General features: G+C 70.6%; 9 protein-coding genes. 2 read left to right on the top strand and 7 right to left on the bottom strand.

What is annotated here, in order from left to right; genetic code table 11:
• Positions 1 to 6 precede the first annotated feature (6 nt).
• The 4 genes from KF684_05850 to KF684_05835 all read right to left on the bottom strand — a co-directional run bounded on the left by KF684_05850 (position 7) and on the right by KF684_05835 (position 6055).
• Positions 7 to 2739: an adenylate/guanylate cyclase domain-containing protein gene (locus KF684_05850; protein MBX3352439.1), complete on the bottom strand. Its 2733-nt coding sequence runs from the start codon at positions 2737 to 2739 to the stop codon at positions 7 to 9.
• A gap of 79 nt (positions 2740 to 2818) precedes the next feature.
• Complete coding sequence (locus KF684_05845; protein ID MBX3352438.1) at positions 2819 to 3790, bottom strand: hypothetical protein; 972 nt, start codon at positions 3788 to 3790, stop codon at positions 2819 to 2821.
• A 146-nt stretch (positions 3791 to 3936) separates the two neighbouring features.
• The gene (locus KF684_05840; GenBank protein MBX3352437.1) at positions 3937 to 4551 is read right to left on the bottom strand and encodes a hypothetical protein; all 615 of its coding nucleotides are present in this window, start codon (positions 4549 to 4551) and stop codon (positions 3937 to 3939) included.
• Positions 4541 to 6055 (bottom strand): alginate export family protein, encoded by a 1515-nt coding sequence (locus tag KF684_05835; GenBank protein ID MBX3352436.1) that lies wholly within the window; start codon positions 6053 to 6055, stop codon positions 4541 to 4543. The genes KF684_05840 and KF684_05835 overlap by 11 nt, the downstream gene beginning before the upstream one ends.
• A 187-nt stretch (positions 6056 to 6242) precedes the next feature.
• On the opposite strand from KF684_05835, the gene KF684_05830 reads away from it, so the two are divergent.
• Both KF684_05830 and KF684_05825 read left to right on the top strand, forming a co-directional pair.
• Positions 6243 to 7016, top strand: a complete 774-nt coding sequence (locus tag KF684_05830) for a hypothetical protein (GenBank protein ID MBX3352435.1) — start codon at positions 6243 to 6245, stop codon at positions 7014 to 7016.
• 29 nt (positions 7017 to 7045) lie between these two features.
• Entirely contained in the window at positions 7046 to 8506 is a 1461-nt protein-coding gene (locus KF684_05825) for an aldehyde dehydrogenase family protein (protein MBX3352434.1), read from the top strand.
• 92 nt (positions 8507 to 8598) lie between these two features.
• On the opposite strand, the gene ccsA is transcribed toward KF684_05825, so the two are convergent.
• From ccsA to KF684_05810, 3 genes are all read right to left on the bottom strand, one after another.
• Positions 8599 to 10359 (bottom strand): cytochrome c biogenesis protein CcsA, encoded by a 1761-nt coding sequence (gene ccsA, locus KF684_05820; GenBank protein ID MBX3352433.1) that lies wholly within the window; start codon positions 10357 to 10359, stop codon positions 8599 to 8601.
• Positions 10356 to 12956 carry a hypothetical protein gene (locus KF684_05815; GenBank protein MBX3352432.1) on the bottom strand — a complete coding sequence of 867 codons (2601 nt, stop codon included), beginning with the start codon at positions 12954 to 12956 and terminating at the stop codon, positions 10356 to 10358. The genes ccsA and KF684_05815 overlap by 4 nt, the downstream gene beginning before the upstream one ends.
• Positions 12957 to 13079: 123 nt before the next feature.
• The gene (locus KF684_05810) at positions 13080 to 13601 is read right to left on the bottom strand and encodes a DUF456 family protein (protein MBX3352431.1); all 522 of its coding nucleotides are present in this window, start codon (positions 13599 to 13601) and stop codon (positions 13080 to 13082) included.
• Between the last annotated feature and the right edge of the window lie 83 nt (positions 13602 to 13684).

Below are 13684 nucleotides of genomic sequence, written 5' to 3'. Positions count from 1 at the left end.
AACAGGTTATTTCGAGCGGAGCCGGATCGAGAGGGGCGCGGCCAGGGGGTCGTCGCCTTCGCGCAGGTCTTCGATCGCGTCGCGCAGGCGATCGGCGGCGTCGTCCCGGCCGAAGCGGGCGAGGTGCTCGTCGAGCGCTCGCAGGCAGTCGTCGAGGTTCGCGGCCTCGAAGAGCCCGAGCGTCGTCGCCCAGTGCGAGGCCCGCTGCTCGTCGGGGGTGTCGTTTCGGAGTTCAAAGATCTCGACCGGGACGGACTGCCCGATGACGACGACGCGCCCGAGCCGGCGCAGGGTGCGCGCCGGGGGCTGTTTCATGAGTTCGCGCGTGCGCCCGTCGATCATCGCTTTGGCGCCGAACGCTTTGCACGCGCTCTCGAGGCGGGCGGCGAGGTTCACGGCGTTGCCGATCGCGGTGTAGTCGTTGAGTTCGGGCGGGGCGCCGCAGTCCCCGACGACCGCGACGCCGGTGGCGACGCCCACGCGGACAGAGAGGGCCATCGCGTCGGGGTCGCGCTCGCGCCGGTGGGCGTTGACGGTTTCGATCGCGTCGAGGCACGCGCCTGCGGCGGCGACGGCCTTGTCGGCCTGGGACGCGTCGTTGTCGAAGGCGGACCAGAAGGCCATGAGCCCATCGCCCAGGAACTTGTTGACATAGGCGTCCGCCTTCGTGAGCACGCCGGTGAAGGCGCGCATGCACTCGTTGATGGTCGCGACGGTCTGGGGCCCGTCGAGTTTCTCGGAGAGCGCGGTGAAGCCGGCGACATCGAGGAAGAGGACGGTGATCTCGCGCTGCTGCCCGTCGACGGCGAGCGCGTCGGGGTTGGCGGCGAGCCGGTCGACGAGCTGCGGCGCGACGCGCGCCTTGAACTGGCGCGAGATGCGCAGGCGATCCGCGCGCGACGCGGCGGCGTCGAGCGCCGTGGTGAGACCCCACACCGACACGAGCGACACGAGCGGCCCGACGAGGGGCATCGCGAGGTCGAAACTCCGGAAGCCGGCGTACCCGGCGCCCAGCAGCCACGCCGACGCGATCGCGAGCAGGCCCAGCAGCGAGAGCGATGTCGGCAACGACGCGACCAGCAACGCGGCGAGCACCCCCATCGCGAGGGAGAAGAACGGGCCGAACCAGCCCGGCGCCAGGGCCTTGGCGCGACCGGTCAGCGCCATATCGGCGAGGGTCGCGTGGACATCGACGCCGGGCGTGCGCGCCCCCAGCGGGGTGGGCACGAAGTCGGCGATCGCGCCCGACGCGTTCCAGCCGACGAAGCACAGGCGCCCTTCCACGCGACGGCGCAGCTCGGCCTGCGCCTGGGCGATCTCGCGCTCGCCCGATTCGATCGCGTGCTGGAGGCGCGTGAAGCGCTCGTACGGCGCGATGTACTCCAGCTCCTCGGCGCTGAGCTCGACGCCCTCGTCGAGGATCTCGCGGAACTCGTCCATCCGCAGCGCGCTGAGCTCGGCGGCGGCGGCGAACGAGCGATCGGTAAGACTGTCCTCGGGGACATCGTTGATCGACGCGACGATCGCGCGGCGCTGCGCGACGAGGCGATCGAGCGTGCGCCGGTTCTCGGCGAGACTCGCGCAGACGCCGATCGACAGGCGCTGCTCGCCGGCGCGATCGCGGTGCGCCCTGTGCGAGGGCCACGAGATCAGCATGCGCCCGTCGCGCAGCGGGATGGAGCGTCCGAGCGTCTCGACCGAACCGCTCGCGACGCGGATCGCGGTCGCCGGGTCTTCGTCGCGGTACGCCGCGGCCGCCGCCAGCCCGAACTGGGGCAGCGAGAGTGAATCGGTCACGACGCGGGTGGGGCGCATGCGTCGGACCGCGTCGTCGGGGTCGGGGGCGAAGTTGACGAAGCCGAAGGCCGACGCGCCCTGCGCGAGCGCGGGCTGGGGGGGCGTGACGCGCGCGTACCCGATCGCGTCGTCGAGGTCGAGGCGCGTGGGCAGGGGCGCGCCGGCGCGCGACGAGAGGATCGCGAGGGAGTGCGCCTGCGTCGCGGCGCGCTCGAGGAGCGAGCGCTCGGCGAAGCGCCCGGTGTCGGCCGCGATCGAGGGCGCCGCGACGCGCACGAGGTCCGCGAGGTCGTCGGGAGATGTCGTTGGGAGCGCTGCGCGGTGCTCGAGGGCGAGCGCGAGGGCGGCGAGGTGCTGGATCCGTCGCAGGCGGATGTCGGGGTAGAGGAAGAGCCCGTCGGGGTGCACGAATGGCCTGGACAGATCGGCGCGGAAGTGACGGAAGACGGTGTTCGCGATCTCGCGCCGGGTGGTGGTCGCGGCGGTCTGGAAGGCGTCCATCTCGAAGGGCGCGTCGACGGCGAGGACGGCGTGCGCGTCGGCGAGGGCGCGCGCGAGTGCGGCGTCGTGGTCGGCGCGGGTGAAGGTCTCGCCCGCTGCGCCGGCGACCCACTCCGGCTCGCTGGGGTCATCGAGGAGGAGATCGAACGCCACGGTGCGCGCGCCGGCGCGGGTCAGCTCGTCGAGCGCGTCGGCGAGGACGGAGCGCTTCCAGGGCCAGCGCCCGACGGATTCGATCGCGCCGTCGTCGATGTCGACCAGACGGATCTGGTCGGAGAGGGCGACGGTGTGGGGCTGGGCGAGCCGGAACCGCGCGTCGATCGAGCGGCGCTCGAACGGGTCGAAGACGCCCAGGTGCGCGAGCAGCGCGAGCAGCAGCGCGCCGAGGAGGCCCGGGAGGAGGACGCGTCGTTGCCTGGGCGCTGAGGGCGGTCGCGGCACGGTGGATCTGCGCGCAAGAACGCGGCGTGAACGACGCCGCGTGGGGTGCTTGTTCGCAGGATAGCGGGCGAGGGGCCGGTCAGTTCGAGGGGCGCGGGCCGGCGCTGGGTCGCGGGCCGGCGCTGGGCAGCGACTGGCCGCCGAGCGGGCCGATGGGGGGCCCGGCGCTGCTGCCGGGGTTGGGCGGCTGGTTGCCGAGCACGCCGCCGCCGCCGAACGAGAGCGAGGAGAGCAGGCTCTGCAGCACGGTGGATTCGAGGGCGACCTGCTGGTTGTTGCGCACGGCTTGCGCCTGCGAGGAGCCCTGCGCGTCGGCGGAAGTGGTGTCGGCGGGCGAGGTCGACGGGGGCGGCGCGACGGTGTTGTTCAGCGCCGCCTGCACGGGGTCGGGCATGCGGCTCGACGACATCGCGCGACCCGAGAGGGCGACCTTGCGCGAGAAGGTGAAGTAGCCGAGCTCGATCGCGTTGATGCTGTTGGAGCGCAGGCCCTCGACCTCGGCGCCGCGCATCGGGCCGTAGGCCATGCGGAACCCCGTGCCCTTCACGGCGAGGGTGCTGCTGGGCGTGAGGACCACGAAGTCGTTCTCGAGGCCGACCTGGTCGACCTTGAAGTCGGCCGATCCGCGGTTGAGCATCGCGCGGGTGATGAGGCGCCCGTCGATCTCTTCGATCGCGGCAAGGGTGATGTCGGACGCGGAATCGACCAGCAGCGTGGCGTTCTTGCCGACGCGCAGGCCGACGTTGGAGCGCAGCCCGGTGGACATCTGCGCGCCCGAGGGCAGCAGGTCGTCGACCTTGACGGCGCGCCAGTCGTCCGTGGGCGTCGGGCGCCAGCGTGCGCCGCGTCCCTCGACGAAGATCACGAGGGCCTCGAGCGCGACAGGCGCATTCTCGCCCGGCTGGGCTTCGGCCTCCGGGGTTGCGGGGGTGTCCGGGAGATCGAGGAGCGCCTCGGGGGGTGTCTGCGGGGAGGCGTCCTGCGCGAACGCGACCGGCGCGGCCGCAGCGGCCGCGAGTGCAGCGACGAACGTGAGTTTCCTGGCGAGCATGCGAACGAACCTCCCGCGAGTCGAGCCGACTCCTTGCCTTGGAGAGATTCTACGACAAAACCGGGCCCGGGCGAGCGGAAATCCCGAAATCCGGCGGGATCGAGGGTTGGCGCCTGCCGCCCCGGGGGGATGGGAGGGCCGGGGGGTTATCGGGGGGTTCGCTGGCGTTCCTGCTGGATGTCGCGGATCGGCTCCTCCAGGACGCCCCGCTCCTGGATCTGGCGGAGGCTGTCCTCGAGGGAGGAGGGTCTCGCCCCGGCGAGGAGCCGCTCGGCGCGTCCGAGGACCTCGACGAACTCGGCGCCGCTGAGCGCCTGCCATTCGGTGCGATCGGGCAGGACATCGAGGAAGATCAGCTCGCGGGTCGCGGCCCTGGGGGTGGGCCCCAGCAGGCGCATGGTGACCCCGCCGCGGACGCCGGTGATGCGCGTGAGCGCGACGGCGACGGTTCCGACCGAGACGGACTCGGTGGCGGGTGGGGTGTCGTTGAGGGGGATCCAGCCCTTGAGTCGGGCGGCGTCGACGCGCTGCTCGTAGGTCTCGTGGGGGTCTTCGCCGGTCGCGAACAGGAACAACGCGTGGAGGGCGTCGTCGTTGGTGACGATGGGCTGGGTGTCGAGCTGGGCGAAGAACTCCAGCTCGTCGGCGCGCAGCTCGTCGCGCGCGACGAGCGAGGAATCGACGCTGGTGCGCGCGCAGCCGGCGATGGCGCCCAGCGCGATCGCGCCTACGAGCGAGAGTGCGGCGAGGTCAGAACGCATAGGTGACTCCGATATAGACAAAGTCGCGTCGCTTGTCCTGGTCGCCCGGGATGGCGGCGCCCGGGAAGAACGCGCCGTAGCGGACGGTGGCGAAGAGGTCGGAGAAGATTCGCCAGTCGACGAAGAAGTCGACTTCGAAGCCGACGTAATGGCTGTCGTCGGTCGCGACGCTGATGGGCGCGTCCTTGTCGAGCTTGTTGAAGATGAACAGGTCTGCGCCGGCGCGGAGGTCGCCTCGCCGGGTGGTCCGGTTGACAAGGAGCGAGCTGCTGATGCCTGCGTGCAGGGTCAGGAGGTTGGAGACGGTCGGCGCCAGCGCGAGGCCGGTGTTGACGAACCCGAGCGAGTTGAAGGCGTTGTCTTTGGTGTTGGGCGCGTTGCCGCCGAAGGTGTTGCTGGCGTCGAGGCGGTCGTCGTCGCCCGATCCGGCGATGATGTCGAAGTCGAGGCGCGTGTCGCGGTCGTCGCGGAAGAGGTAGGTGAGCGAGGCGATGGCGGCGAAGGCGGAGATGTCGTCGCGCGTCTGCTGGACGGGCACGCCGCCGTCGATGAAGGAGTTGCTGAGGGTGTCGCCGAACTGGTAGACGCCCTCGACGCTGTAGCTCCAGGAGGGGCTGAGCGCGCCCTTGGAGCCGATGCCGAGGTAGCGGGAGTTGTAATCGAAGGCGGTCGGGAAGAAGCCCCCGATGTCGACGGTGCCGTCGTCGTTGTCGTCCTCCTGCGCGAGGAGGTAGATGAAGGGGGTGTGGTTGGCGTTGACGCGCCAGTCGAGCTGCCCGCCGTAGAACCATCGCGCCGTGCGGCTGTCGAAGGATGGGCGCGAGCCGTCGAAGTCGATCAGGTCGCGGGTGGAGGTGCGACCGCCGATCGCGGTGAAGGTGAACTCGCCGAACTCGAGGGTGAGTTGCCCGGCGTCGAGGGGCGCGCTGAGGGTGAGCCCGCTGTTCCACTGGATGTACTGGCGTCCGGCGCGGAGATTGAGGTTGAAGTCGGGTGAGGAGCTGCCCTGGGCCTCGATGAGCCCGCGGTAGTCGAACTCGTAGAAGGCGCGGTCGACGACGGGGTCGTTGAAGTCGTCGCCGTCGCCGTCGAAGGAGTCACCGGAGTTCCAGTCGTCGTACTGGAAGCGGAGGCGCCCGAAGAAGCGGTGCGCGCCGTCGAAGTCGGCGCGCAGGAAGACGCTGGCCTCGTACTGGCGCAGGGTGTGCGACTCGCTGAAGGAGTCGTCGATGACGAAGAGGCCGGCGCGCCCGATGACGCCCACGTCGATGATGGCGCGTTCGGAGATCTTCTGCCCGAGGCGCGCGTTCATGCGGTTCTCGACGTCGCGGTCGCGCATCTGCTGCTCGAGGCGCTGGAGGCGCTGGACGTCCTGCGACTGGGCGAGCGCCGACGCGCCGCCGCTGGTCGCGAGGAGGGCGGCGACGAGGAGGGTCGCGGCCGGGCGCCTGCGCGGGTCGGGGGCGGGGTCGTGCCGGACTGTCGGTTGGGTGGTCGAGGTCAAGGGTTGAACCTGCACGAGAGAGGGGTGGAGGAGGGGGGGGACCCTGTCTGCCCTGATGGGGATGGGCAGCATTGGAGCACCGTGTGGGGTACAGTGCAAGCGGACGGGCCGGCGTCGCGGCAAGGCGGCAGCGGCGAAAGGTCCTCGTCGGCGACGATGCGTCCCGACGAGCGGAGGTCGTAGACCAGTGCGGATCGTTATTCTCGGCGTCGGCGACGCCTTCACCGGAAAGTATTTCGGCTCGAGCGCACTCCTTCTGGGGCCCCGGGGGGCTGTGCTGCTGGATTGCCCCGATCCGATCCATCGCGTGCTGCGCGAGGGCACGGCGTCCCTCGAGACGCCGGTCGGCGCCCACGAGATCGACGACATCCTCCTGACCCACATCCACGGCGACCACAGCAACGGTCTGGAGTCCTTCGGCTTCTGGCGATGGATGATGCGCGAGCGGGGCGAGACGCCCACGAAACCCAGGGTCTGGACCAGCCCCTGGACCGCGGCGCGCCTGTGGGGCAAACTCGCCCCGGCTATGAGCGGCGAGGGTCGGCGCTCCGGGCAGCAGGGGCCCTCGACGCGGTCCATGGAGACGTTTTTCGACCTGAGGACCATCGAGCCCGGCCCGGCGCGGTTCGAGGAGGCCAGCGTCGCCGGCCTGACCGTCCGGGCCCGCTGGACCACCCACCCCATCCCGACGATGGGCCTGCTCATCTCGGACGGACGCGCGACGCTGGGCTGGGCGAGCGACACGGCGTACGAGCGCGAGCACATCGACTGGCTCGCCCAGGCCGACCTCATCGTGCACGAGGCCAACACCGGCCCGGCGCACACCCCGATCGACACCCTCAACGCCCTGCCCGAGGAGATCCGGCGCAAGATGCGCCTGATCCACCTGCCCGACGACTTCGACCCGGCGAGCAGCGACATCAGGGCGCTGCGCCAGGGCGAAGTCATCGATCTGCGCTGACGGCGCGACGAACGCCAAAGGAGAGCACCATGGATCTGCGCCAGTCGTACCCGGCCTTCCTCGCGGGCGAGGCCCACACGCGCGCCGAGTCGCTCCCGCTCACGGATAAGCGCAGCGGCGAGACGGTCGCCTCGGTCAGCAAGGCCTCGCGAGACGATCTCGCCCGCGCGATCGAGGGGGCGGCCGGCGTGTTCGAGCGGTTCAGGTCCACGCCGGCCCACGCCAGGCGCGCGGCGCTGACGCGGATCGCGTCGCTGCTGCGCGAGCGGAAAGAGGAGATCGCGCTCACGATGGCGATCGAGGTCGGCAAGCCGATCGCGCTGGCGCGCGCCGAGACGGACCGCGCGGTCGATACCTTCACGGGCTCCGCCGAGCTGTGCTCGCGCCTCGACGGCGTGATCCAGAACCTCGACGCGACCGTCCCGGGCGAGAAATACAGCGCGTATATCCGGCGCGTGCCCGTGGGGCCGGTGGGGTTCATCACGCCCTTCAACTTCCCGCTGAACCTGGCGGCGCACAAGATCGGCCCGGCGCTCGCGGTCGGCTGCCCCTTCGTGCTCAAGCCGGCGAGCCACGGGGCGGCGACCACGGCGCTGCTGGGCGAGATCCTGCGCGACGCGACGAGGGAGTGCCTGCCCAAGGGCTGCGAGGCGTGGTTCTCGATCCTCCCGCTCGCGAGCAAGGACGCGTCGGCGCTGGTCGAGGACGAACGCCTCAAGACGCTCTCGTTCACCGGCTCGGGCGAGGTCGGCTGGGGCCTGCGCGCGAAGGCGGTCAAGAAGCGCGTCGTGCTCGAGCTCGGGGGCGTGGCGTGCTGCCTCGTCGACGAGGGCGTGCGCGGGAAGGAGCTCGAGCGCGCGGCGGACCGAATCGTCTGGGGCGCGTTCGCGTTCGCCGGGCAGAGCTGCATCAGCGTGCAGCGCGTGTTCGCGCACACGAGCGTGCTGGGCGAGCTGCGCGGGCTGCTGCAAGAGCGGGCGGCGGCGGTGACGACGGGCGACGTGCTCGACGAGAAGACGCTCACGGGCCCGCTCATCAGCGAGGGCGACGCGCAGCGCGTGAAGGAGTGGATCGACGAGTCGTCGGGCGACGGCGCGAAGGTGCTCGCCGGTGGTCAGCGCGACGGGCGCTTCGTGAAGCCGACGATCATCGAGAATCCCGCGAAGGGCTCACGCCTGACAAGGGACGAGGTCTTCGGGCCGGCGTGCACGCTCGAACCGTTCGAGGAGTTCGGCGAGGCGCTGTCGCGCGTGAACGCGATGCCCTACGGCCTCCAGACGGGTGTGTTCACGCCGAGTCTCGACCGCGCGATGCACGCGTGGGACGCGCTCGAGGTCGGGGGCGTGGTGATCAACGATGTCCCGACCAGCCGCGTCGACGCGATGCCCTACGGCGGCGTCAAGGACAGCGGCGTGGACCGCGAGGGCCCGCGCTGGGCGATCGACCATCTCACGGAGATGAGGACGATGGTGGTGCGCGGAAGGGAGTAGGGAGCAGGCAGCAGGGAGCAGGAAGAGGCAAGGTCTTTGGCGCAAGCGATATCTTCTCTGCTGCTGCCTGTTCCCTGCTCCCTGCTCCCTTCTCAAGCATAACTGTGCAGCCCGCTGATCACGAAGTTGATGACGGTCCAGTTGAAGATCATGACGGCGCAGCCGATGATCGCGAGCCAGGCGGTCCAGAGGCCCTTGTCGCGGACCTTGAGCCGGACGTGGACGAGGACGACGAAGATGATGAAGGTGTTGAGGGCGAAGACTTCCTTGGGGTCCCAGCCCCAGGGGCGTCCCCACGAGTGATCGGCCCAGATGGCGCCCATGATGGTGCCGGCCCAGAGGAGGATGAAGGCGAGTTCGAGGAGGACCATGGTGGCGCCGTCGAAGACCTCGCCGGCGCTGATCTTCTTCTGCGCGCCCTGGCTGTTCATGGCGAGCATCGCGCCGGCGCCGCCGGCGCGGGCGAAGTCGGGCCCGCCCCCGCCCAGGCGGAAGAGCAGGTAGAGGATCGCGGTGACGGCGGCCATCGCGATGAGGACATAGCTGAAGATGATGACGTTGGTGTGGATGTAGAGCCACACGTCGTGGAGGATCGGCATCATGTTGCCGATCGCGGGCGAGAGGTGGAGCGGGAGGAAGTCGGCGGCCATGAGCGCGGTCATGGACGAGACGCCCGAGCCGAGGAGGAAGAGCGTGCGCATCGGCGCGCGACGGACGAGCAGCTCGAGCAGGATCGCGCCGGCGCCGCCGAACCAGGCGGCGGTGGTGACGGCCTCGAACATGTTGCTGTTGGGCCAGCGACCGGCGACGTACCAGCGCAGGAGTATGGCGGCGGTGTGCAGCGCGAAGGCGAGGGTGAAGAGCCCGACCCCGACGGCGCGCGCCTTGTTCCAGCGGTACACGAGGGCCATCACGAGGAAGACGATGCTGAACAGGTAGACGATCCAGACCCAGGTGAAGTTGTTGAGGTCGAGGTAGAGGGACTCGAACGCGAGTCGCCTGTCGGGCGGGTAGAGGGCCGGGTTGACGGCGCGCACGTGCGACGCGAGCTCGATCGCGGCCTGGTTCACGCCCTCGGCGTCCTCGGACAGCCACGCGAGCCGGAAGCGCGACCAGGTCGCGGAGAGATCTGCCGAGACCGCCGGGTCCATGCCCGGGACGACGCCGGGCATCGCGCCCAGCGAGGAGTGCGCGTCGTCGATGGGCGCGCCGGCGAGCGACTCGCCCTCCACGGCGCGCAGGGGAAGCCAGGGCGTCGAATCGTCGGCGCTCGGCCCGGGGGGCGGGATGAGGCGCAGGTTCTCGGCGAGCACCTGCGGCGTGCGCACCGCGAGGGCGTTGTTGAGCTGGTCGACGAACTTGGCGGTCCGGACCGCGTCGCGCCCCATGCGCGCCAGCACGGTGCGAACCTGCTCGTCGTTGGTCACCACGAGCGGCGCGATCAGCCCCGTGCGCATGAACACGGCGATGCGCTCGGGCGGGTAATCCGGGCGCTGCGCGAGCGCGCGAGCCATCTGCTGGCGGACCGCCTTGTTCTTGATGAACACCACGTCGGCGTCGACGTAGCGCTCGGGGCGCAGCATCATGTCGAAGTAGGTGAAGTCCGGGCGCTGCCCGGCGACCTGGTGCGGCCCCGAGACCGCGGTCATCATCATGTCGGCGAAGGAGTGGAACGACTTCAGGCGCCCTCGCGCGTGCACCGCGGAGTGCGCGATGGGCGAGAGGTCGACCTGCTTCGAGAAGGCGCTCGGCTCGGGGCGCGGCGGGCGGTTGGCCATGCGACCTGCGATCAGCGCCGCCAGGCCGGCGATCAGCAACGCCGCGACGATCGTGACGCGCGTGCGTGGGTTCATCGGGTCGCTCCTTCGGCGAGGGCGGGTTCGGGCGCGCCGGGCTTGTCTTCGACCTCGGGCTCGCTGGCGAGCAGTTTCGCACGAGCGCCCGGGCCGAAGTCACCGGCGAGGATGCGCTCGCGCACCTTTGCGACGCGCCGGCGCTTGATGACGGGCTTCACATAGAACGCGTAGATCGAGCCGAGCACGGACAGCGTGCCGCCGATGAGCATCGTGTACACGCCGTTGCGGTTGCCGACGCCCAGCCCGGTGAAGTTGAGCCCGGCGCTGGGCGAGCCGGTCTGTGGGCCGGCCGGAGGGTCCCACATCGCCTGGAAGAACCGGAACCCGCTGTACTGCCCGGGCTCGTTGGTCCGGATGCGCACCGGGTCGGCGCCGGGGTCCTGCGACGCGAAGCGCAGCACGGACTCCCAGTCGCGGATCGACGCGGTGTCGCCCGTGAATCCTCCGACATGCGCGTGGAGCACGAAGTCGTCGAGCTTGACCGGCGAGGGCAGGCGTCGGCGCTCGCGCGAGAACGCGACCTGCAGGCGACGCCCGTCGGGCAGGGTGACGGTGCGCGTCTCGAAGGGGAAGCGCCCGCCGTAGATGTAGTTGTCGTCGGGCAGCAGGTGGTGCGAGTAGGGGATCCAGAACGCGAAGGCGCCGGACGCGCCCGGGGGCGTGATCTCGAGTCGCGCCTGCGCGAGCTGGTTGCCCAGGTCGCGATCGCGCTGCTCGGGCGGGATGAGGCGAGGGCGCGTCTCGCGCTTCGAGTGCGCGCTGCCTCGGAGCAGCTCGAGCGTCACGGTGTCGGTGATCTGCACCGCCGCGCCCACCCTCAGCGGCACGCGCAGCGGGTCGCCGCCGAAAACGCCCAGGATCGCGGTGACCTCGCCCGGGCGCGAGGGCGTCGCGACGAGCGTCACCGCCGGGGGGAAGCGAGGCGGCTGATAAGTCGTGATCACGCGCATGTCGGGCGACACGCGGGTCTCGAGCGAGGGGTTCTCCGGGTCGGGCGTCGCGATGTCGTTGGTGATCGCCGGGTCGTCGGCGATCCAGCGCCGGATGACCTCGCCCTCGGGCGTCGTGATCTCGACATCGGCGAATGAGACGCGCAGGTCTTCGGTCAGGGGGAGTTCGTCCACAAGCCCCTTGACGCGCAGCGTGTAGCCCGTGTCGCCGATCGGGCGCGCCGTCGCGTTCGCGCCGACAGGGAACGCGCCGTCGAGGACGACCGTGTGCAGCGCGTCGTTGCCGGGCATCGAGAGGACGATGGTCGCCGGCTGGCCGCGACCGAGCCGGGCGATCTCGGCCTCGTCCTCGACCCAGCGGAAGACGAGGTTGCCGTCCTGCACGCTGGAGCGCGCCGGGTCGAAGGCCTCGAGTTCGTAGACCGCGACGAGCCCGCGCCCGGACAGACGCACGACGGCGAAGGGGTGGAGCGGGTCGCGCGCCGGGTCGCCCTCGACGCGACGCGATTCTTCGGGCGCGTAGCGCAGGTAGCCGCTGACGCGGATGCCCAGGTCGGCGAAGGGATCGGGGTTGCCCTCGTCGTCGCTGCCCGGCGAACGCGCGACGACGCGCAGCGGGTCGGGCGCGATCGGGTAGCCCGTGAAGGGCAGCCACACCTCGTCGAGATTGACGAGGTAGTCGTTGTATCGCGGCATGCGCGAGCCGGCGCCGGCTCCGCTCGTGGGCAGGGCGCGCTGCGTCCATTCGGAGCGCGGCGCGCCGTCGGCGTCGACCTCGCGCGTGTAGATCGCCCAGGTGTGGACCAGGTGGAACCACTCCTGCGCGTCGGGCGTGAGCGAGATGCGCAGCGTGTCGTCGACGATCGGGGTTCCGACGGCATTCCGCGCCCGCCCGCGCCCGGGGATGACATCCTCGGTGTACTGGGGGTAGCCGTCGAGGAGCTGGCGCACGAACCCGCGCGACGCGACGGTCTGCGCGTCGAGCTGCTCGTCGGAGCCGTACACCATGGGCATGTCGTGCGAGTGCGCCCTGGCCGCGTCGCCCCGGCGCACGAGCACCGAGACGGAATAGACCTGCTTGCCGGCGTCGCTGCCCGAGAGCAGGGGCCAGTTCGGGTCGGTCTGCGAGACCGAGTAACTCACGGGGACGCCTGCGCGCGTGGTGGTCTCGACGATTGCGCCGGGGAGCGCCGGCAGCGTGAGCGTGTCGTGGTCGGGGGATTCGATCAGGATCGCGCGCCGGAAGACGGGCGCGTCGCCCTCGACCTTGGTCGTGAAGTAGTAGACCGACCCGAGCGACATGATGATGATGCCGGCGTGGATGGTCCACACGCCCAGGTTGAGCGTGTTGAAGGGGATGCGCCGGATCGTCGCGACGATGAGGTTGACGCACAGCAGGGCGATCATCGCCGTGAAGGGCCACCAGTTGAACCACTCGAACTCGGAGAGTTCGAAGACGCGCCACTGGCGCACGATGTAGCCCGCGCTGCCGATCGACATGTAGATGAAGAGCGCGACGAGCGTCCAGATCCCGAGCCAGACGCTCGAGAGGAGGTGGACGACAAAGCCGATCGGGCCCGGCGCGCGTGGGAGGCGCCTGGCCGGTTCGGGCACATTGACGGGGGAGTTGGGCGCGTCGGTCATCGGGGAGTGATCGTCGCCTGTGAGTGGAGGGAGGGCGATCGCCGCGCGGGCGACGAACGGGAGGGCATTACTGTAGGACCGGAATCTTTGCGGGTTCACGCCTTTCGGGCGCGATCGGAGCGATCAGGGTATCGCCGCGGCGAGCACGAGCACGAGCGCGATCACGACATTCAGCGTCGACTTCACGACCGTCGCGACGAGCCGCCCGACGGCGGCGCCTTTCCCGACCTCGTAGGACTGGAACATCGTCCGCCCGTTCTTGGTGATCTCCAGGGCCGACGCACCGATTCCGGCGCCCAGGGCCGCGCCCAGGATCGTCCCGATCGGGAACAGGAAGGGCGCCCCGAGCACGCCCCCGATCACCCCTCCCACGATCGACGCGAGCGCGGCACGCTTCGACCCCCCGGCCTTGGACGCCCCGACGGCCGAGAGCACGAACTCCAGCAGCTCCGCCAGCAGCCCCAACGCCACGCACGCCCCGATCGTCCACCACGAGATGGTGCCCGACCGGATGAGCTCGGCCATCGCGCCGACGAAAATCGTCAGCCAGATCCCCGGGAGGCCCAGCAGCGTCAGCCCGACCCCGATGGCGCCGAACAGGGCGACGCCGAGAACGAGGGAGATCTGGAGGGTGGTGTCGAGCACGCGATCACTGTAGGGAAACGCGGCGCGGGCGTTTCAGGTGGGGCTCCCACATGGGTCTGCGGCGAATACCCGCCCGAATCACC

It is taken from the genome of Phycisphaeraceae bacterium (assembly GCA_019636675.1).
Taxonomy (GTDB): domain Bacteria; phylum Planctomycetota; class Phycisphaerae; order Phycisphaerales; family UBA1924; genus JAHBXC01.
The sequence above is the reverse complement of the archived record's forward strand: the minus strand, read 5'-3'. Positions and strand labels throughout refer to the sequence as shown.